Consider the following 21,244-nt stretch of genomic DNA (forward strand, 5'->3'; position numbering starts at 1 on the left):
TATTCTCTTGTTGTTATGGGGCGCCTATGTTTCGGGTACCACTGTGTATCGGGCTCAGCCCAGGTCGCCACCGCCTACGGGCAAGGTAACGCCGGTGATATAGGACGCGTCATCGGACGCCAGGAACAGAATGGCCCCTACCTGTTCGTCGATCGATCCGTAGCGTTTCATCAAGCTGCTGTCCTTGGTCTGCTCGACGATCTGCGCGTACCACTGCTGCTCTTGCTCGGTGGCGGCAGCGCTGTTGCGCGGTATCCGGCGCGGCGGTGCATCAGTGCCCCCGGGGGCAGTGGCATTGACGCGCACACCACGCCCGGCGGTTTCAAATGCCAGGCAGGCCGTGAGGGCGTTCACCCCGCCCTTGGCTGCGCCATAGGGCGCACGGTTGACCCCGCGCGTGGCGATGGAGGACACATTGACGATCACCCCGCTGCCTTGTTCCAGCATGTGCGGCAGCGCGCTGTGACAGCACCAAAGGGTCGGGAACAGCGAACGACGCACCTCCGCCTCGATCTCCGCAGGCAGGTAATGTTCGAAGGGTTTGGCCCAGATAGTGCCGCCCACGTTGTTGATCAGGATATCCAGCCTGCCGAAGTGCTCGACAGCCCGGGCAACCACCCGCTGGCAATCTTCATAGCGTTCCAGGTCTGCGGTCAGCGCCAACACTTCGGGTGCCAGTTCATGCACCAGTTCGCTGCGATCGACCGCAACGACCCTGGCCCCTTCCAGCAGCAAGCGCTCCACAACCCCGCGGCCTATGCCTTGCGCCGCGCCGGTGACCAACGCGACTTTATCGTTGAATCTCATGCTCATGATGATCTCCAGACCTTTGTCGTAGCCGCGTGTTCAAGCAGCGCTGGCGGCGAATTTTTCGTAGTAGAAGTTGGCGGGTGAAATGCCCTGCTCGCGGATGTACTGGCTCACGGCTTCAACCATCGGCGGCGGTCCGCACAGATAAATATCCACATCACCGCCATTCAAATGCTCAGGGGCAATGTGCTGGGTGACATAGCCCTTTTGCGGCCACTCGCTCTGCGGGTTGGCCACGCAGGCACTGAAGGTGAAGTTGGGAATGCTCGCCGCCAGTGCTTTCAAACGGTCGATTTCCACCAGATCAAAATCGTTGGTCACGCCATAAATCAGGTGCAGAGGATGATCACTGCCCTTTTGCGCGATGGTCTCAAGCATCGCCGTAAACGGCGCCAGACCGGTACCGCCGGCCAACAACAGCAAGGGCCGCTTGATCGGGCGCAGGTAAAAACTGCCCAGTGGACCGGCCAGGCTCATGGGGTCGCCGACCTTGGCCAGCTCGGTGAGAAAGTGGCTCATCAGGCCGCCGGGTACATTGCGAATCAGGAAGCTGACACGCCCGTCTTTCTGTACCGAGCTGAAAGAATAGGCACGGGTCTGATCACTGCCCGGCACATTCAGGTTTACGTACTGGCCCGGCAGGAACGTCAGGTCAGCCAGCCCCTGCCCCTGAATCGACAACGACAGGGTGCTGTCGGACAGGCGACGCACTTCCTGGATGGCACCTTCATAGGAGGACTGACCGGTCTTGCAGACCTCAGAAGACGTCGGGATATGCACCACGCAGTTACCCTTGGCGCGCATCTGGCAGGTCAGGACAAAACCTTCGCCAGCCTCTTCAGCGGTCAGGGCATCGTCGATGTATTCCTCGCCCAGATCATATTCACCGGATTCGGCGAAGCATTTGCAGGTACCGCAGGCGCCGTCGCGGCAGTCCAGGGGAATGTTTATCCCTTGGCGGTACGCCGCGTCGGCAACGGTTTCACTGGCGTTGGCGTCGATAAAACGGGTCACGCCGTCTTCAAAATTCAGGGCAATCTTGTGGCTCATGGCATACCTCGCATGGCTGCACTCCCCCCGCATACTGGGCGGGCGCTGGAATGCAGCCCGATTTACAGGTGGTAAATATCGATGACCTGGCGGACATAATCGTTTTTCAGCACGACTTTCTTGGCCTTTATCAACGGCTGCTCGCCGCGGGTATCGAGGGTGTAGAAACTGCTGCCGAAATAGCTGTCGACCGTCTTGTAGCGAAAGCTCAGGGTGTGCCAGTTGAAGCGCACTACGCACTGGTCGCTGCTCTGCTCGATGATCTCGATATTGCTCAAGTTATGGGAGGTGCGGGTGTCCGGGATGCTGGCGCTGGAACGCTCGGTCTTGATCCGGAAAATACGGTCTTCCAGACCTTCCCGGCTGCCGTACCAGATCAGCGAGATTTCGCTTTGCGGGTCTTCGGTCAACTCGTCATCGTCATCCCAGGACGGCATCCAGAACGTCGCATCGGCGGCGTAGAGTTCCAGCCACTGGTCCCACTGTTTGTCGTCCAGGTACCGGGCTTCGCGGAACAGAAAATCGCGCACGCTATCGTATGACATGCTCATTGGACCTCCCGCGCAGGAATTTTTCCTGCCTGTTCAGTGGCCACGGCTTGCAACATGGTCTCTTTCCAGTACTTGTGCTGCTCCACAAACAACCCTTCGTCTTCGGTGCGCACGCCGCTGAGCAACGGCTGCAAATCAATCTCCAGCGCCGCTTCATCCGGCCCTTCGACCCAGTGTTCGGCACCACGCGACATATCGTTCCAGGCCGTAGCGCTGCCTTGATAACCCATCTGGCAGGAACGGAATTCCTCCAGGTCATCGGGGGTGGCCATGCCGCTGACGTTGAAGAAGTCCTCGTACTGGCGAATGCGCCGCGAACGGGCTTCTGCGCTCTCGCCCACCGGGGCGATGCAGTAGATGGTGATCTCGGTCTGGTTGACCGAGATCGGCCGGGCAATCCGGATCTGCGAGCTGAACTGGTCCATCAAATAGACGTTGGGATACAGGCACAGATTGCGCGAATTACCGATCATCCAGTCGGCGCGGGCCTGACCGAAGTCATTGACCAGCTCATCACGGCGCTCGTACAACGGCCGGTCCTGCGGGTTCGCCCAGCGCGTCCAGAGCAGCATGTGACCTTTGTCGAACGAGTAGAAACCGCCGCCGCTTTTAGCCCAGCCACCGGCACTCATGGTCGGGTTGGTATCACCGCACTGGCGCTCCTTGCGCTGGTTCTGGGTGGCGGCATAGTTCCAGTGCACCGAACTGACGTGGTAACCGTCGGCACCGTTTTCGGCGGTCAGTTTCCAGTTGCCCTCATAGATGTAGCTGGAGGCGCCGCGCAGGACTTCCAGGCCATCGGGGGACTGATCGACGATCATGTCGATGATCTTTGCCGACTCACCCAGATGTTCGGCCAGCGGCACCACATCGGCATTCAGACTGCCGAACAGAAAACCACGGTACGACTCAAAGCGGGCGACTTTGGTCAGGTCATGGGAGCCTTCGCAGTTGAAGCTGGCGGGATAACCTGCGTTGCCAGGATCCTTGACCTTGAGCAGCTTGCCCGAGTTGTTGAACGTCCAGCCGTGGAACGGGCAGGTATAGGACGACTTGTTGCCGCGTTTGTGCCGGCACAGCATCGCTCCGCGGTGACTGCAGGCATTGAGGAAGGCGTTGAGTACCCCGTCCTTGTTACGCGCAATAAACACCGGCTGGCGGCCCATTTGCAGGGTGATGTAATCGTTTTTCTGCGGGATCTGGCTCTCATGCGCGAGGTACAGCCAGTTGCCTTCGAAAATGTGCTTCATTTCGAGGTCGAACAGGCGGGGGTCGGTAAACATCTCACGCTTGCAGCGGTAGAGGCCTTCATCACGGTTTTCTTCGAGCAAGGAATTGAGGTACTCGACGCCTATGGACATGGCCTGAGACTCCATTGTTGTTATGTGGTTGTGGCAGTGTCACCGACCTGTGCGTGCGGCAATATCCGTTGCGTGCAGACCGTTATCCGCTTTGTGCAAAACAGCACGGTGCCGTAGTCGGTCGCAATGAGGGCGGGCGTTATCGGGTGCGGGCCACAGATCGCGCCTCAGGGCGCAGCTGCACAGAGGGCAATTTCACCAAGCGTTCGTTAATCGCACGACATCGCATGTGGCGTCGCCCTCTCGGGTTCGATGTTTGGCACCCTATGCACATGCCGGACCGTTGCACGAACGGTCGGCCAGCAGATTGATCTGTTCATTCAACCTAAAATCAGGAGCACGCCTTGATCAACAAAACCTTCGAATCCATCGCTGCCGCACTGGATGGCATCGCCGATGGCTCGATCATCATGGTGGGGGGCTTCGGCACCGCCGGCATGCCCTCGGAACTGGTGGACGGTGTGATTGCATCGGGCGCTCGCGACCTCACCATCATCAGCAACAACGCCGGCAACGGTGAAATCGGCCTGGCTGCACTGCTCAAGGCCGGGCGTGTCGCCAAGGTCATTTGCTCATTCCCGCGCCAGTCCGACTCCTATGTGTTTGACGAACTGTACCGGGCCGGAAAAGTGCAGCTGGAGGTGGTGCCCCAGGGCAACCTGGCCGAACGCATCCGGGCGGCCGGCTCGGGAATCGGTGCGTTCTATACGCCGACCGGGTACGGCACATTGTTGGCCGAGGGCAAGGAGACCCGGGTAATCGAGGGCCGCAACTTTGTACTGGAAATGCCGTTGCGCGCAGACATCGCCCTGATCAAAGCCGAAAAAGGTGATCGTTGGGGCAACCTGACCTACCGTAAAGCCGCGCGCAATTTTGGACCGATCATGGCCATGGCGGCGACCACGGCCATTGCACAGGTCAACCGGATCGTCGAGCTGGGCGAACTGGACCCTGAACACATCATCACCCCGGGGATTTTTGTCCAGCGCGTGGTTGCGGTGCCATCCGCCCGCTCTCCGATCGCCAACGTCAACTGAGGCCCACCATGACCGTCATTAACAAACTTTCGCGCAACGAAATGGCCCAGCGCGTGGCCAAGGATATTCTCGAGGGCGCTTATGTGAACCTGGGCATTGGCGTACCGACGCTGGTGGCGAACTACCTGGGGGACAAGGAGGTGTTCCTGCACAGCGAAAACGGCGTGCTGGGCATGGGCCCGAGCCCGGCCCCTGGAGAGGAAGATGATGACCTGATCAACGCCGGCAAGCAGCATGTGACGTTGCTGGCCGGTGGCGCCTATTTCCATCACGCCGACTCGTTCTCGATGATGCGCGGCGGGCACATCGACATTGCCGTACTGGGTGCTTTCCAGGTTTCGGTCAAAGGCGATCTGGCCAACTGGCATACCGGAGCCGAAGGTTCGATACCTGCGGTAGGCGGCGCGATGGACCTGGCCACCGGCGCACGCCAGGTATTCGTGATGATGGATCACCTGACCAAGAACGGCGAAAGCAAACTGGTGCCGGAGTGTACCTACCCGCTGACGGGCATCGCCTGCGTCAGCCGAATCTATACCGACCTGGCGATTCTGGACGTTACCCCCCAGGGCCTGCTGGTGCGCGAGATCCTCGCGGATATCAGCTTCGAAGCCTTGCAGGACCTCAGTGGCGTGCCGTTGCTTCAATAAGTCGGCGCACCTCACATCCCCCCGCACGAGGTCGCCCGCGGCCTCACTGCACCTGAACCGGGCTCAATGGCCGGTATCTAGAGTGCCTCCCCCGCCAGTCATACCCTGGAGGTATTGCACGGCACCCAAATGATATTAGACGCTGACAACCCCCCGCCTTTAGCCTCTGCTCCGGCAGGCTGCGCCTGCACATAACTATAAAAAAACTGGAACCGCCGGAGCCGCCATGAGCACGCACTATTCCATTCCCGAGTTGATCGACAGCAGGCAAATCAGCGCCTTTCAATGGCGGGTTTTCGCACTGTGTTTTTTGGTTGCCATCCTCGACGGTTTCGATACCCAGGCGATTGCCTTCACCGGTCCTTCGATCATTCAGGCCTTCGGCCTGGGAGCAGGTGCGCTGGCGCCGATCCTGACCGCCGGGATTGTCGGCATGGTGCTCGGGGCGATGGCTCTGGGTTTAATGGCCGACAAGTTCGGTCGCCGACCGATCATCATCGCGGCAGTCGCACTGTTTGCCGTTGCATCCCTGGCAACAGCCTTTGCCCGGACCACGGAGCAGATTCTGGTCTTGCGGTTTATCGCAGGCATCGGCATGGGCGGCGCGACCCCCGTGGTGCTGTCGCTGGCGGCCGAGTACGGCAGCGCCAGACAACGCGGCACGATCATGACCACGGTACTGCTGGGTTTGCCTGCCGGCGCCATTCTGGGCGGTTTGCTGGCCGCCTGGATGCTGCCGTCCATTGGCTGGCAAGGCATCTTTGCTGTGGGCGGCATCGTGCCGCTGTTGCTGCTGGCGGTATTGATCTTCGCCCTCCCGGAATCCTTGTATTTTTTAACCAGACGCCAAGGCAATGTCAGCCGCAACAAGATCGGGAAAATCCTCGGTGCCATCAGCAAAACCCGGATTTCCCCGGACAGTACCTACAGTGTTCCGGAACTGGAGGTAAAAACCGGGGTGAGCTCTTTGTTCAGCGCAGGGCTGGCCCGCAACACGCTCGGGATCTGGACCGTCTACCTGTTCAACTGGGTTGCGTGGTTCATGCTTCTGTCTTGGTTACCTACCGTCCTCAAAGCCACCGGCCTGCCGGCAGAGCAGGCCCCCATGGGCACGGTGGCGGTCAATACGGTGTTTGTGGTTTGCGCGATCCCGCTGTCGATCATCCTGCCGAAAATCAATACCCGGCTGTTGCTGCTGATCCTGTTTGTATTTGGTATTGCCCTCTGCCTGGGCCTGGCTAACAGTGGCAACCACTGGGCACTGGTATTTACCCTCGCCGGTTGCGCAGGCCTGGGCATTGGCGGTCAGCAAATCGTATTGAACTACATGGTTGCCCAGGCATACCCCACCGCATTACGCGCAACCGCGACAGGCTGGGCCATTGCGCTGGGGCGTGTGGGAGCCATCATCGGCTCTGCGAGCGGTGGCTGGTTTCTCGAACACGGCGGCCCCGCCGGTTATTACAGCGCGCTGGTGGTGCCGTTGGTGATTGCAACGGCAGGCCTGCTGATCATTCGCCCCCGGCCCGAGGCAGCCGAGTGCCAGCCGCTGGCGGCGCATTGAGACTCGCGCCGGCACCGGGCGCGAACTTTGGCGATGCCGAGGGTAGTCAGGTCCCGCTTGCTCGCGATGGCGTTTCTGGTAAGCGCATTAAGGGCGAACCGCACTTACGGCGCTGAATCGCTCTGGGCTGGCTGGAACTTCTTGCGATAAGCCACCGGCAACAGACCCACCCGCTGCACAAACAATCGGCGAAAGGAGTTGCTGTCTTCGTAGCCCACGGCATAGGTGATGCTGTCCAGCGTCATGCGGGTGGACTCCAGCAGTTGCTTGGCCCGCTCCAGACGCAGGGTTTGCAGATAGGCAATGGGGGTATGCCCGGTGGCCTCCTTGAAGCGACGCTTGAAATTGCGGATGCCAAAACCGAAACGCCGGGCCAGATCATCGATCAGCACCGGCCCGGCGAAGTGTTGCTCCAGCCAATGCTGGACCCGCAGGATCTCTGCGTCGCCGTGGCTCTTGGGCAACGACCACATGGCGTATACCGATTGCTCACTGCGCACGTTATCAATCAGCAAGTATTTGCTGCAGGTGTGGGCCAGTTCCGCAGAACCGAAGCGGCGTATCAGGTGCAAAATCAAATCCATTGCGGCGCTCGCACCACCGCTGGTGATTAGCCGGTTTTCTTCGCATAGGATCTGCGCCTCCTCCAGTATCACTGCAGGGTAGCGCCGGGCAAAAAGCTCGGCAAAAGCCCAGTGCGTGGTGGCGCGCAAACCCTTCAGCAAACCGCTCTCGGCCAGCATGAATGCACCGGTGCACATCGATGCGATCACCGCCCCCTGCGTGTGCTGGCTGCGCAGCCACGGGCCATAGGCCGAAAACCCCGGCAAAGCCTCTTTCAAGGTGAAAAGAAACCCCGGTATCAGCACCAGATCGGTCTGCCCGACCTGGGCCGTCGACCGGTCAACTTGCAACTGTTGCCCGCCCCAGGCAGTGACGACCTGGCCATCAAGCGAAGCGACCACCACGGTAAAAGGCGCCTGCGCACTGCCGGCAAACAGATTGGCCGCACCGAGCATTTCAAGGGCGAGCGTGGCGCTTGCAGCCGAGCATTGGTCGGCCAGGAGCAAGGTAATGTGCATAAAAGATCCAGGTTGCGCTTTTCGCATGTAATAAGTCATTTGCGCACCTACCTTACCTGATTCCTCCCCGCTAGAGTGCAGCCTTCAATCACTGCCCGGCGTACTTATGAATCTCTGGTTTCGGTTACTGCTCATGCTGTTTCGGCGCCCCTGGCGCAAGCCTGTCGATGGTCTGGACAGCACCGTGGTACGGATGCGTGTCTGGCCGCTGGACCTGGACTTCAACCGCCACGTCACCAATGGCCGCTATTTCACCCTGGCCGATGTCGGGCGCATGGATTTCGTGCTGCGCAGCGGCGCATTTCGCGTGGCCATGCGCAATAAGGCACTGCCGATTGTGGGTGATACCTGGGGCAAGTTCCGCCGCGAACTGAAGCTGTTCGAAGCGTTTGAAATCCACACCCGCATACTGGGCTGGGATCAAAAATGGAGCGTGATGGAGCACCGTTTCATCAGCCGGGGCCGAGTGGTCGGGGTTGTGGTGATGCGCGGGTTGTTTCGTTCGGCCAAGGGCACAATCCCGTCCGCAGATTTTGTCCGTGAACTGGGATTGGCCGAGGTATCGCCAGCGATGCCCGAATGGCTGCAAGCCTGGGCGAAAAGTTGCGATGACATGAGCGCCCAGTTACGCGAAGAAGAACAGCAGCGCAGATAACTGCGGGCTTGACCCTGGCGTGCCTGGCGCCCTAAACGGACTCCGGGCCCGACGCGGGATAGAGCTCGTCGAGCACCTGCATCAGGGCCCGCTTGCGCGGGTTCTCAAGGCCCGTCCAGGCAACCCCTATGCCCGCGCCGCTCATGGCCAGTGTCAGCGGGCGGATCACCACCCCGGCCGGCAGCGCCGAGGCAGCACCATCTGGCAGGATGCCGATTCCCAGACCGGCGGCCACCAACGCTAACAGGGTGGGAAACTCGCCCATCTCCCGGGCAATCGTCAGCGTTATCTTGCGCCGGTGAAACCCCACCAGCATCTGGTCATACAAACCGGGGGCAAACTTTCGCCCCAGCACCAGTAGCGGACACCCGAGCAGATCCTGCGGCTGTATACGACGCTTGGCACACAACGGGTGGTCCTGTGCCAGCGCCACCACCAGCGACTCCTCGAACAGCATGCGGGTGTGCATGCCGGACACATTCAAGGGCAGGCGTACCAGGCCAAAATCCAGAGCATTGTCCAGCAGGCCGCGGATCTGCAGCTGCGAAGGCATGTCCTTGAGGTCAAGTTCGATGCGCGGGTAACGCGCCTCCAGAGTGCGTATCAGCACCGGCAACAGGTGCGACAGGGTTGAAGACACAAATGCCAGACGCAGCACCCCCACCTCTCCGGCCGCGGCCTGCTGCAACACCTCACGGGCGCGCCCGGCCTGGCGCAGGGTCGCCAGGGCCTCGGGCAGAAATAGTGCGCCCTCCTCGGTCAGCTCGACCCCGTGCCGGTCACGCTCGAACAATTGCGCCCCTACATCCTCTTCCAGGGCTCGTATTTGCGCACTCAAGGCCGGCTGGACAATGTGCAGACGCACCGCCGCACGACCAAAGTGCAGTTCTTCGGCCAAGGCCGCAAAAGCCCGCAAATGTTTGAGTTCCACTGATCCTCCGATTCGCTAATGCGTCTTTGGTGATCACCAGCGGTGATCACGGCATCACCATAAACGATTGGCACGCCAGGGAGATAGCAGTTGAAAGTGGCGCCATTGAACCATTCATGAATCCAGGGAAGGAGACAGACATGATCAACCACATTCACCCGAACGTGCGCCGGGGCAACGTTGAGTAACTGTACGGCGCAGCAGCTTGCCGCGCCTGCCCAGCGTCCGGTTTCGTCAGCGCCCCGCCCCTGTTCCCCGGTGGCGGCCTTACCCGCGCCGTCCGACTCTCACGCCAAGGACTCCAACATGCCTCACTCCCTGCCAACCCTCTGCGGCTCAATCATGGGCTCAGCATTTTCGCTTTCGGCCAGGATCCACAACGCGGCTTACGCGGCCCTGGGCCTGGACTACACCTTTGTCTGTTTTGGCGTCGAAGATCCGGTAGCCGCGGTGGCGGCCATCCGCACGCTGGGCGTGCGCGGCATGAACGTTTCCATGCCCTACAAAACGGCAGTAATGCCTCACCTGGATGCAATCGACGAATCAGCCCTGGTGATTGGCGCGGTCAACACCATCAATAACGTGGACGGCGTACTGACCGGCTACAACACCGACTACCTGGGCGCCATTCGCGCCCTGCAGGAAGTCACTGCTCTGGATGGCAAGCGGATTGCCGTGATCGGTGCCGGCGGCGCAGCCCGCGCGGTGGTCTTCGGTTGCGTGCAAGCAGCGGCTCGGGTCACGGTGTTCAACCGCAGTGCCGAACGCGGTGCGGCCCTGGCCAAGGATCTGGGTGCCGGCTGGGGTGGTAGCGTCGAGGCCTTCACGGCCAGCCACTTCGATATTGTCATCAACGCCACCTCGGTGGGCTTCAAGCAGCCGGACAACAACCCGCTCGATGGCCGCCTGGCCAGCCATCTGGTTGTCATGGATGTGGCGTTCATGCCGGTGCAGACCGCGCTGTTGCAGCAAGCCAAAGCCCTGGGTTGCTGCACCGTGGCCGGCACTCGCATGCTGGTGCATCAGGCGTGTCGACAAATCGAGCTCTATACCGGCAAAACTGCACCCATCGACATCATGGAGCAGGCCATGCTTGAGGAAATACAGCGGTTGAAATTGTAAGCCCCCGACTACCTGTCAATAACAAGATGCCGTAAAGGCACCTGGAGTTACCAAGATGACTCACGATCATGCTGCATCCGACACCGCCCAGATCCCTGACGGGCAAGAGCGCAAGAAAGATTTGCACCGTGCCGCCTGGGCCTGCTCCCTGGGCAGCGCTCTGGAATATTACGACTTTGCGCTGTATACCCTGGCCGCGGCGCTGATTTTCGGGCCGCTGTTTTTCCCCGAACAGACCCGCGCCATGAGCCTGATCGCCAGTTTCGGCACCTACTTCCTGGGCTTTGCGATACGGCCGCTGGGCGGCGTGCTGTTCGGCATGATCGGTGACCGCGTCGGGCGCAAATTCGTGCTGGCGTCGACAGTGCTGCTGATGGGGGTTTCCAGCACCCTGATCGGTGCCCTGCCCACCTTCCATCAGGTCGGCTATCTGGCCCCGGTACTGCTGGTGGTTCTGCGCCTGCTGCAGGGTCTGGGTGCCGGTGCCGAACAGGCGGGTGCAGCGGTGATGATGACCGAGTATGCCCCCCAGGGCCGACGCGGGTTCTACGCCGCCCTGCCGTTTCTCGGCATCCAGCTGGGCACTATCCTGGCAGCGGTGGTGTATTTCCTGGTGGTCAGCGGCAATGACAACGTGATCGAGAGCGGGCTGTGGCGCGTGCCGTTTTTCAGCAGCGTGGTGATCGTCGGGCTGGGCCTGTACATGCGTCTGTCGCTCAAGGAATCGCCGACCTTCCTGCGCCTCAAGGCGCTCAAGCGCGTCAGCGTCAACCCGCTGAAAAGTGCGATGAAACACTCCAGGGCCACCTTGCTGATCGGCATCGGCCTGCGTTTGGGGGAAAACGGTGGCTCGTCGATTTACCAGGCGCTGGCGGTGAGCTACATCGTTGGGGTGGTGGGCTTGCAAGGGCCTGTGGGCGTGCTGACCCTGATCTGCGCAGCCTGCCTGGGCGCAATAACCGTACCGATTGCCGGCAAGCTCAGCGACCGCTTTGGCCGCGTCGTGGTGTACCGCTCCTTCGCATTTCTGCAACTGGCCCTGGCCTTCCCGGTCTGGTGGGTGCTCAGCCTGGGCAACGTAATGGCGAGCATCATTGCCATCTCCATCGCACTGGGCATCGGTACCTGGGGCATGTTCGGCACCCAGGCGGCGCTGATGCCCGAGCTGTTCGGCTCGCGCCACCGCTACATGGGGGTATCGATTGCCCGGGAAGCCTCGGCAGTGATCGCGGGCGGCATTGCGCCGCTGATCGGTGCCGGCCTTATCGCCCTGGTGGTGGCCAGCCACGACGGCGACGCCAACGCCGGTGTCGGCGCCTGGCTGCCGATCGCGTGCTACCTGACCCTGCTCACGCTGATCACCCTTTACACCACGTACAAGACCCCGGAAACCCTGAACCGCGATCTGGACGAGCCCCGTGATGCCTGGGAAATCGCCCATGCTGCAACGCCAGTCCCGGTACATGTTCAGCCTGAGGTCGCAGCTTCAACCGGCAGGTAGAACGAAGCACGAGTGCTTTACCCTGCCTTTGTAGGAGCGAGCTTGTCTCGCGAGCTCTGTGCGTCTTGAAAAGCTCGCGAGACAAGCTCGCTCCTACAGTTGAGGTAGCAGTCGTTTAGGTCAACGGCATTGTTTTTGCCAATGCCTGGCGCGCAACAGGTTCAATCAGCCAGCTCAGAACGCGGTTCAGTGCTGCGCGCTCAACCATTGCACCAGGATGCCGGCACTTGCGTATTGCCGCACAATTGCCTGGTAGCCGTCGAAACGGCTGCTGATCTCACTGACCTGGTTGCTGAAGTGATCGCTCTCGGCACTCAGTACATCCAGAAGCGTACGTTTACCCAAGTGGTACCACTGTTCGTAGAACGCCTTGCGTATCTGATCGGTTTCAGCCGTCAAGTCCCGGTATAGCTCGGCGCGTTCAAGCAAAGTTCGGGCATCGTGACTGGCATTGCGGATGTAGTACTCAAGATCCATACGCTGCTGCCCGGCTTCCTGGCGACCGGCCTCGGCACGCTGCAATGCTGCGCGCTCGGCGGCCCGTGTCGACCCGCCACGGAACGCTGCCCAACTCACCGCCAGCGAGGTTTGTAATGGCTGACTGCGGCCCATGCCATCTTCGGCAGTGGTCTTGCTGATCACCCAGTTCAGTTGTGGCAACGAGGTTGAACGTACGACTTGCGCCTGCAATTGCGCAGCCTCGGCGCTGGATTGAGCCCGCTGGATATTGGGATGGTCATCCACGTGTTGCAACAACCCGTCCAGGCTGGCCAGGCGGATGTTCCATTCGCGGGTGCGAGGGATCATAACCGGCCGTTCACCGACCAGTTTGCGCAACTGTATCTCGGCGCCCGTGGCCTGGGTTTGCGCGTTATCGCGCGCCGACTGCGCCTGGAGCAGACGCGCCTTGGCCTGAGTCAGTTCGCTGGAACGACCTTTGTCGACCGCAACGATCCCGGCGAGCATCGTTACCAGATCACTCATGCGATTTTCGTACTGCTGGCCAAGATCGATGATGATGCGCTGCTTGCCCAATTCGACCATCGTAGTCAGCACTTCGAATGCCGAGTTTTCCAGCTCCGCCTCAATACTCGCATTAGCGGCTTGCGCCAGATGCTCGCGGCTCTCGATGGTCTTGCCAATGCGGCCCCAGTCATACACTGGCGTGGTTACATTGAAATTGATCCCCTGCGTGCTGGTGCTGACGTTGTCCTTGCCCGGGCCGAGCCTGGCCGTCTGAGACTGCATGGCAATACCCAGCTGCGGCCAGCGCTGCCCTTTGGCTTCATCAATATCGTCCACTGCGGCCTGCTGTTCGGCCTGCATGCGACGGACCAGCGGGCTGCGCTCGGCCGCGGCCTGTACGGCGCGCCAAAATATTGCCCGTAATTCATGTTCCGACGGGCCCGCTACAGGACTGCCCGAACGCGCAGCCAGACGTTGCGGTAACGCTGCCAGCGCGACGGCGGATACGCCCGCCAGCGTTTGATCCTCAACCGGCAGTGCCTTCGAGCCCGTAGCAGCCGCCCCTTCGAGCGCCCCGATAGCGGCCACTGGCACCACCGTGTCAACCCCCCGGGATTGTTCATCAGCGTGCAAGGTGCTCGAGTACAAACTGACTGACAGGCAGATCGAGAAGGACCATCTCAGGGGAGCGTGACACTTGCTCGCCAAGCGGCCTGGAGCCGTGTGTCGAGACTGCCCGGCACGGGCGAAATTGAACATCATGATCAGCGCTCCCGGAAGGCTTCGCGAGCCTTGAACACGGGTTTGAGCAGGTAGTCGAGGATGGTTTTTTCGCCCGTACGGATTTCCATCGACGCCAGCATCCCGGGAATGATCGGCAGACTCTTGCCACCGGTTTCAAGTGTGCTGCTGTCGGTCAGTACCAGCACCCGGTAATAGGTGTCGTCGGCACGTCCTGCGGCGGCTTTTTGATCGTCTTTGAGGGTGTCCGGGCTGATGTACTGGACTACACCCTTCAAGCCACCATAAATGGCGTAGTCGTAAGCGGTGATCTTTACGGTTGCCGGCAAACCTGGGTGCAAGAACGCCACGTCGCCGGGACGAATCTTGCCCTCGACCAGCAACTGCTCCTCCAGCGGCACGATCTCGAGGATATTTTCCCCTGGCTGGATAACCCCGCCGATGGTGTTGACCCGCACGTTTTTGACCGTGCCACGCACCGGCGCAGTGACTGTGGTGCGATCAACGATGTCGGCTCTGCCGACCAGATTTTCATTGGTCTGGCCCAGCTCCATTTCCATTCTGCTCAGCTCGGAGTTGGCGTCTGCACGAAACTTGTTGGTGCGCTCGACGATTTGCGACTGGATGTCATTGGCCTGACGCCGCATACGCAACAACTCGACCTCCGACATCAGGCCTTTGGCTGCCAGCGGTTCTGCCATGCGGATCTCGCGCAGGGTCAAGGTATGGCTGCGCTCCAGCGCGGACACGCTTTCGTTCAGCGCTCGCTGGCGCGCATTGAACGCTTGGGTTTCCTGGGCCACGAGGCTTGGGTCCTGCTTGACCCTGTCATCGAAATCCAGAGGAGTCTGATACGCCTCAGCGCGTAAACGAGTGATGCTGGCCCGCAAGCCGATGACTTTGGACAAGGCCTCGCGATAGCTCGACCGGGCACGGGTCGGGTCAATTTTGAGCAGCACTTCACCCTTCTCGACCACCGCGCCTTCGCGAACATACATGTGTGCCAGGATCCCGCCTTCCAGGCTCTGAATCACCTGTTCACGACTCATGGAAATAATTCTCGCTTCTGCCTGGGTGATTTCTTCAACCCGCGCATAACTGGCCCAGACAAGCCCGCTGACCACTACCCCCAGGATCAGGTACAGCACCAGCTTGGAACCAGGCGTCGTCTGGGCCAGCAACGATTCCTGGATGTCATTCATGAACGCGGCATCGCCGGGTGCCAGCGCTGCCTCGGCCTCGTTACGGCGGAAAATTTTGCTGATCATTGCGCCGTATCCTTTTGAGCGGGCGCTGTACGCGCGGGCTCCCCAGCCGCGGTTACGCGGCCTGGATGACTGGCCGCTTCAGGGGCTGGCGCAGTGACTGGCCGTGGCGGGCCGACCTTGGTTTTGGCAGGCACCCCCTGTGCCTCGCCGCTGGCTGCGCACTGCCCGTGGGCGTTGCCCGACAAGGTCGCGAGGACTTTGTCTTTGGGACCGTCGGCGACCACCTTGCCGTCGTCGACCACGATGATGCGTGTGACCAGGGCCAAAAGTGACGGCCGGTGAGTAACGACCACCATCGACTGGCCTTCGGTGGCCCGCTTGAGGTGCTCGAGGAACAGCACTTCAGTCTGGGAATCCATCGCGCTGGTCGGCTCATCCAGCAACAGCAATTGCGGACGGGCAATCAGGCTGCGTGCCAGCGAAACCAGCTGGCGCTGCCCACCGGACAGGCCTTCGCCCATCTCGCCGATCGGCAGGTTGATACCGTTGGGATGCCTGGCTGCAACATGGTCCAGGCCGGTCAGGCGCAGCACTCGCAGAAACTCTTCGGCGGTGGCCTGGGGACGGCCAATCATCACGTTTTCACGCAAGGTGCCATAGAACAATCGGGCGTCTTGCCCCACATAGCCTACCGCTTGGCGCCAGTCGGCCGGGTCGATCTGGCTGACGTCTAAACCATCGCTGAACATCTGCCCGCTGACCGGTTGGTAAAGGCGCGCCATGACCCGCAACAGGGTCGATTTACCGCTGCCGATGCGTCCCAGAATCGCCACCCGCTCACCGGCCCGGATCTTCAGGTTGATGCCTTCGAGTATCGGCGGGTTGGGTTGCATCGGCGGCGCCGGATAAGAAAAACCGACACCTTTGAGGGTCAACTGACCAGTCAGGTGCGGCTTGGCCAGGTACTCGGTCTTTGGGTCACGATCCACGGGCATGTCCATCAATCTGTTCAGCGACTGCATGGCTGCCTTGGCCTGCTGAAAACGTATGGCCAGCCCTACTACCTGACCCAGCGGTGCAGTCGCGCGACCAGCCAACATCACGGTAGCAATCAACGCCCCCATACTCAGGTCACCGGCATCAATCAGGTAAACCCCGGTGATGATCAGCAGCACGGTTTGAAACTGCTGGAAAAACGCGACCATGCCAGTGGCTGAGTTGTTCATCTGGCGCGATTTAAGCGAGGTATTGGCCGCCAGTGCGCTGAAATGTTCCCAGCGCCGCTGCATGTAGGCTTCACCGCCTACGGCTTTCAGGGTTTCCAGGCCTTCTACCGACTCGATCAGCACACCTTGCTTGAGCGACGACTCACGCAGGTTTTCTTTCATGGTGCGCGCGAGCGGCCATTGAATGGCAATGCTGATGATCAGAATCAATGGAATCAGCATCAGAGGAATCCAGCCCAATGGGCCGCCGATGGCGAAAATCACCGCCACGAACATCAACACGAACGGCAAATCAGAAATAGTCGCGAGGGTTGCCGAGGTCGCGAAATCACGCACCGACTCGAATTCACGCAGCTGGTTGGCAAACGAGCCGGATGACGCCGGTTTGTACTCCATCTGCACCGACAGCGCCTGGCTAAACAACAGGCTGCCCAGCACCAGGTCCGCCTTTTTCCCGGCGACGTCCAGCAGGTAAGCCCGCACATAGCGTGCAACTGCCTCAAAGATCATCGCGATGGCCACACCGATGCCCAGGGACCACAAGGTGACAAAGGCCTGGTTGGGTACCACCCGGTCATAGACGTTCATGGTGAAAAAGATGCTGGCCAGCGCCAGCACGTTGACCAGTAACGCGCCGATGGCCGCACTGCGGTAGTAGCGACGATAGCGCCACAGAGTGCTGAACAACCAGTGGCCGGCAGCGCGCGGCGTTTGATCGCCGGCGCGGGTATCGATCCTGGCTGTTGGCTTGACCAGAACGGCATGGCCAGCATACATCGCGTCCATCTCTGCCTGGCCGAGTTCGACAGGCTCGTAACCGAGCTCCGGCACAACCAGCTGGTAGCGGTAACAGGTTTTTTTTTCGCTATCGGTTTCAATGCGTCGATCCAGCAAAATGCAGCCACCCTGCTCTTTGCGTAGCAGGATCATTGGCATCAACTGCTTGGGCAGGGCATGCAGACGCCGGTCCACCAGACCGGCCGTGAGCCCGGCATTGGCCAGCGCTGCCAAGGCCAGCGACGGCGAGAGCAAGCTGCCCTTGGGCAGGCCGGCGGTGAGAGCCTGGGGCGATTTGCCCAAACCATAGTGGTCACACATCCATGACACGCTCTGCAAGAGCGAATCCTGGACAGTGGTTGAAGACTCAGGCACCGCCCGAGCCTCCATGCTTGAATTGACAGGCATGTCTCTGGCCATCACATGCTTCCTGAAGAGGGCTCGCCAGACGGCGAAATGGGTTTTGGACGATCGCCCGCAACTGTCGGGTGATCACTTTCCGGGGGACCTTGGGTCCGTTGGGAATGCTGTTCGATAAGGTTTGAAGACCTGCTGCCAGCGGTTAAACAAGCGGTGATCCCTGGCGCTGAACGGCGTGGCCGGCTGGCAGTTGAGCCTGGAGAAACTCAAGGCAAAAAAACCGCGATACCGGCAACCGGTATCGCGGAATTCAGCCCGTTTATGCAACTGAGTCGGCGTTCAAAGACTGGCCGACCTGCAGCATGTTTTCAGGCACGAACCATCACAGCGTCGGTTGCAGCAACTCCTCAACCGGCAGTACCAGCTCCGCTGTCAATGGCATGCAGCCGAGGTCTGCAACGTTGCCGCCCAGCGCATTAGCAGATTCGGACATAAAAGCCTCCATCAGTTGCAGGGTCTGGGCAGGATCCAGCTCGGCCACAGGCTCAGTGGTTTCGCCAAACACATCAAGATGGCTTTCGGCCAATAAGCTGTCGAGTGACAGCGCGTTGTTGTGTTCGCTCTCTACGGGCACTTGCGACGGGTCAACAATAGTCAGGTCGAACGGCTCACTGCTGACGCCGCCGACCACCGCCGTGAGCGTGTGTTCGCCATAAGGCAGTGAAGCTGTGAAACCCCAGTGCCCTGTTTCACCGGCCTGCAGGGTATAAATCAGCTGGCCATTGGAATAAATCTCAACGATTGCGTGTGGGGCTGCGGTGCCGGCCAGCAAGGGGGTGCGGTCGTCGATGCTATCGCCACTGTAGCGTTGGCCGACATCACTGCCGAAATCGTCATAGACGTATTCGATGGCCGGGCGAACAGGCTCTCCCCCTTCGGCTGGTACTTGAACATCAATCACGTAGCCGTCGCTGAACGTCCCTTCGGAGGACACTTTCAGTACCTGCTGGCCATTGTCCAGAGCAGACGTGGTGATGCTCCAGTTGCCGTTGCTGTCGGCCTGGGCGCGACCTACTTCACGACCGTTGGCATACAGCTGAACAATTGCACCCGGCCGCGCGGTGCCCGAGACCGTAGGGGTGTTGTCGTCAGTGCTGCCGCCCTCGCCCACCATGCCCGACTCACCCTGATCGTCGTAGACGCTCTGGATACTCAGCTCGGAAAGCTCCGGAGTTGTTGGGGCCTCGACATTGATGGTGAAGCCGTCGCTGAATTTGCCCTCGGAGGACACTTTCAGCACCTGCTCGCCACTGTCCAGGGCGGACGTCGTGATGCTCCAGTTGCCGTTGCTGTCAGCCTGGGCCCGACCTACTTCACGCCCGTTGGCATACAGTTGAACGATTGCACCCGGCCGCGCAGTACCCGAGACCGTAGGGGTGTTGTCGTCTGTGCTGCCGCCCTCACCCACCATGCCCGACTCACCCTGATTGTCGTAAACAGTCTGGATACTCAGTTGAGGAGTTGTGGAGGCCTCGACATTGATGGTGAAACCGTCGCTGAACTTGCCCTCGGAGGACACTTTCAGCACCTGCTCGCCACTGTCCAGGGCGGAAGTGGTGATGCTCCAGTTGCCGTTGCTGTCGGCCTGGGCCCGACCTACTTCACGACCGTTGGCATACAACTGAACGATTGCACCCGGCCGCGCAGTACCCGAGACCGTAGGGGTGTTGTCGTCAGTGCTGCCGCCATCGCCCACCATGCCCGACTCACCCTGATCGTCGTAGACAGTCTGGATACTCAGTTGAGGGGTTGTGGAAGCCTCGACATTGATGGTGAAACCGTCGCTGAATTTGCCCTCGGAGGACACTTTCAGCACCTGCTCGCCACTGTCCAGGGCAGACGTCGTGATGCTCCAGTTGCCGTTGCTGTCGGCCTGGGCGCGACCTACTTCACGACCGTTGGCATACAGCTGAACGATTGCACCCGGCCGCGCAGTACCCGAGACCGTAGGGGTGTTGTCGTCAGTGCTGCCGCCATCGCCCACCATGCCCGACTCACCCTGATCGTCGTAGACAGTCTGGATACTCAGTTGAGGGGTTGTGGAGGCCTCGACATTGATGGTGAAACCGTCGCTGAATTTGCCCTCGGAGGAGACTTTCAGCACCTGCTCGCCACTGTCCAGGGCGGACGTCGTGATGCTCCAGTTGCCGTTGCTGTCCGCCTGGGCGCGGCCTACTTCACGACCGTTGGCATACAGCTGAACGATTGCACCCGGCCGCGCAGTACCCGAGACCGTAGGGGTGTTGTCGTCTGTGCTGCCGCCATCGCCCACCATGCCCGACTCACCCTGATCGTCGTATACAGTCTGGATACTCAGTTCAGGAAGCTCGGGAGTTGTGGAGGCCTCGACATTAATGGTGAAGCCGTCGCTGAACTTCCCGTCGGAGGAGACTTTCAGCACTTGCTCGCCATTGTCCAGAGCGGAACTGGTGATGCTCCAGTTGCCGTTACTGTCGGCCTGGGCGCGACCTACTTCACGACCGTTGGCGTACAGCTGAATGATCGCGCCCGGCCGCGCGGTGCCCGAGACCGTAGGGGTGTTGTCGTCTGTGCTGCCGCCATCGCCCACCATGGCCGATTCACCATGATTATCGTGGACGCTTTCGATGATCGGCTTGACCGATGTCGCCGCCTCAACAGTGAGTGTGAAGATGTCGCTGTGTTGTCCCTGGGATTTGACGCTAAGGATATTCAGCCCTTCTGGAAGAGTTGGGGTGATGGTCCAGTGCCCCTCTGCATTGGCCTGGGTAAAGCCAACGGAACGGCCGCTGGAAAAAATCTCGACATAGGCGTTGGGGGCAGCAGTACCGGACAGGGTTGGCGGTTTGTCGCTGATGGTCGCGCCGTGCTCCACCTCACCCGGTTCGCCTTCATTGTCGACAACACTGGTAATGACTGGACGACCAGTGGAAGCCCCGCTTGCCTGCACCGTAATAACTACCGGTTCGCTCATTTTGCCGTGAGCCATAACGGTCAGAGCATGAGAGCCAGTGCCGAGATCGCGATCAGGAGTGAAGCTCCAGTTTCCTTCACCGTCCGCCTGGACACTACCGATCAGTTTTCCATCGTCATATATATAGACATGGCTGTTGACAGGCGCACTGCCGCTCAATTGGGGAGTTGGGTCGACCGTGATGTCGCGGTCATAAATATCGCCAGTGTAGTCAATGTCTTGATCAACTATTTGCGTAATGAAAGCAGGCGTATTCGGAGTTGCCATTTATATAGACCCTTATCGTTTTAAAAACATCGCACGTTAATTACCCTGGCCATTATCAGCTGATAACGCAGCGTTAGAATTAACGGCGAAAAGTCTAAAGCAGTGCACGACTCGCCCAACATTAAAAACACCTAAGCACCGTTGATTTATGTAACTCCACGTTACTACCTGGCAGTAACACTACAGGCAGAAAAATATAACAATCGGAACACTCTTAAAAATCTCATCAATTACGCACCGCTCTATCATGGCGCCTGCATGCAGCGCCTAGCCTCCCCTAACTCCATGATTTATCAATACGATTTCCGGGACGACTACTTAGATATAAAACACACTATTAATTTAAACGATGCACCCTGCTAAACCCGGCCC

Annotated in this window: 16 protein-coding genes; 6 read left to right on the forward strand and 10 right to left on the reverse strand. The window is 60.0% G+C overall.

Annotated elements, in window-relative coordinates:
* Window positions 1–54: 54 nt before the first annotated feature.
* The 4 genes from ACP7BO_RS21920 to benA form a co-directional block, all read right to left on the reverse strand.
* Window positions 55–813 (reverse strand): 1,6-dihydroxycyclohexa-2,4-diene-1-carboxylate dehydrogenase, encoded by a 759-nt coding sequence (locus ACP7BO_RS21920; RefSeq protein WP_060691722.1) that lies wholly within the window; start codon window positions 811–813, stop codon window positions 55–57.
* Window positions 814–846: 33 nt separating this feature from the next.
* Complete coding sequence (gene benC, locus ACP7BO_RS21925) at window positions 847–1,860, reverse strand: benzoate 1,2-dioxygenase electron transfer component BenC (protein WP_426212755.1); 1,014 nt, start codon at window positions 1,858–1,860, stop codon at window positions 847–849.
* A gap of 62 nt (window positions 1,861–1,922) precedes the next feature.
* Window positions 1,923–2,411: a benzoate 1,2-dioxygenase small subunit gene (gene benB, locus ACP7BO_RS21930; protein WP_426212757.1), complete on the reverse strand. Its 489-nt coding sequence runs from the start codon at window positions 2,409–2,411 to the stop codon at window positions 1,923–1,925.
* Window positions 2,408–3,772 carry a benzoate 1,2-dioxygenase large subunit gene (benA, locus tag ACP7BO_RS21935; protein ID WP_397456481.1) on the reverse strand — a complete coding sequence of 455 codons (1,365 nt, stop codon included), beginning with the start codon at window positions 3,770–3,772 and terminating at the stop codon, window positions 2,408–2,410. Before benA ends, benB begins: the two co-directional genes overlap by 4 nt.
* Before the next feature lie 344 nt (window positions 3,773–4,116).
* Here benA and ACP7BO_RS21940 point away from each other — a divergent pair, with 344 nt between their 5' ends.
* From ACP7BO_RS21940 to ACP7BO_RS21950, 3 genes are all read left to right on the forward strand, one after another.
* Window positions 4,117–4,809: a 3-oxoacid CoA-transferase subunit A gene (locus tag ACP7BO_RS21940; RefSeq protein ID WP_397456480.1), complete on the forward strand. Its 693-nt coding sequence runs from the start codon at window positions 4,117–4,119 to the stop codon at window positions 4,807–4,809.
* Between the two features lie 8 nt (window positions 4,810–4,817).
* A complete protein-coding gene (locus tag ACP7BO_RS21945) occupies window positions 4,818–5,459 on the forward strand; it encodes a 3-oxoacid CoA-transferase subunit B (RefSeq protein ID WP_426212760.1) in 642 nt (213 codons plus the stop codon).
* A 226-nt stretch (window positions 5,460–5,685) separates the two neighbouring features.
* On the forward strand, window positions 5,686–7,023 hold the full coding sequence (locus ACP7BO_RS21950; protein WP_426212762.1) for an MFS transporter: 1,338 nt from the start codon (window positions 5,686–5,688) through the stop codon (window positions 7,021–7,023).
* 104 nt (window positions 7,024–7,127) lie between these two features.
* On the opposite strand, the gene ACP7BO_RS21955 is transcribed toward ACP7BO_RS21950, so the two are convergent.
* The gene (locus tag ACP7BO_RS21955) at window positions 7,128–8,105 is read right to left on the reverse strand and encodes a GlxA family transcriptional regulator (protein WP_426212764.1); all 978 of its coding nucleotides are present in this window, start codon (window positions 8,103–8,105) and stop codon (window positions 7,128–7,130) included.
* 106 nt (window positions 8,106–8,211) lie between these two features.
* Between ACP7BO_RS21955 and ACP7BO_RS21960 the strand changes: the two genes are divergently transcribed.
* Window positions 8,212–8,760 carry an acyl-CoA thioesterase gene (locus ACP7BO_RS21960; RefSeq protein WP_397456475.1) on the forward strand — a complete coding sequence of 183 codons (549 nt, stop codon included), beginning with the start codon at window positions 8,212–8,214 and terminating at the stop codon, window positions 8,758–8,760.
* 31 nt (window positions 8,761–8,791) lie between these two features.
* Here the strand turns inward: ACP7BO_RS21960 and ACP7BO_RS21965 are convergent, their stop codons facing one another.
* Window positions 8,792–9,691, reverse strand: a complete 900-nt coding sequence (locus ACP7BO_RS21965; RefSeq protein ID WP_426212765.1) for a LysR family transcriptional regulator — start codon at window positions 9,689–9,691, stop codon at window positions 8,792–8,794.
* A 306-nt stretch (window positions 9,692–9,997) separates the two neighbouring features.
* On the opposite strand from ACP7BO_RS21965, the gene aroE reads away from it, so the two are divergent.
* Both aroE and ACP7BO_RS21975 read left to right on the forward strand, forming a co-directional pair.
* On the forward strand, window positions 9,998–10,813 hold the full coding sequence (gene aroE / locus ACP7BO_RS21970; protein WP_060691702.1) for a shikimate dehydrogenase: 816 nt from the start codon (window positions 9,998–10,000) through the stop codon (window positions 10,811–10,813).
* A 55-nt stretch (window positions 10,814–10,868) separates the two neighbouring features.
* The gene (locus ACP7BO_RS21975; protein ID WP_426212766.1) at window positions 10,869–12,314 is read left to right on the forward strand and encodes an MFS transporter; all 1,446 of its coding nucleotides are present in this window, start codon (window positions 10,869–10,871) and stop codon (window positions 12,312–12,314) included.
* A gap of 186 nt (window positions 12,315–12,500) precedes the next feature.
* Here the strand turns inward: ACP7BO_RS21975 and ACP7BO_RS21980 are convergent, their stop codons facing one another.
* The 4 genes from ACP7BO_RS21980 to ACP7BO_RS21995 form a co-directional block, all read right to left on the reverse strand.
* Entirely contained in the window at window positions 12,501–14,042 is a 1,542-nt protein-coding gene (locus ACP7BO_RS21980) for a TolC family protein (RefSeq protein ID WP_426212767.1), read from the reverse strand.
* Between the two features lie 2 nt (window positions 14,043–14,044).
* Window positions 14,045–15,289, reverse strand: coding sequence for an HlyD family type I secretion periplasmic adaptor subunit (locus ACP7BO_RS21985; protein WP_397456472.1), 1,245 nt, complete (start codon window positions 15,287–15,289; stop codon window positions 14,045–14,047).
* Complete coding sequence (locus ACP7BO_RS21990; RefSeq protein ID WP_426212768.1) at window positions 15,286–17,652, reverse strand: type I secretion system permease/ATPase; 2,367 nt, start codon at window positions 17,650–17,652, stop codon at window positions 15,286–15,288. Before ACP7BO_RS21990 ends, ACP7BO_RS21985 begins: the two co-directional genes overlap by 4 nt.
* A 322-nt stretch (window positions 17,653–17,974) precedes the next feature.
* Window positions 17,975–20,872 (reverse strand): Ig-like domain-containing protein, encoded by a 2,898-nt coding sequence (locus ACP7BO_RS21995; RefSeq protein ID WP_426212769.1) that lies wholly within the window; start codon window positions 20,870–20,872, stop codon window positions 17,975–17,977.
* Between the last annotated feature and the right edge of the window lie 372 nt (window positions 20,873–21,244).

The sequence above is a fragment of the Pseudomonas sp. TWR2-1-1 genome, from assembly GCF_049897045.1.
GTDB lineage: Bacteria > Pseudomonadota > Gammaproteobacteria > Pseudomonadales > Pseudomonadaceae > Aquipseudomonas > Aquipseudomonas versuta.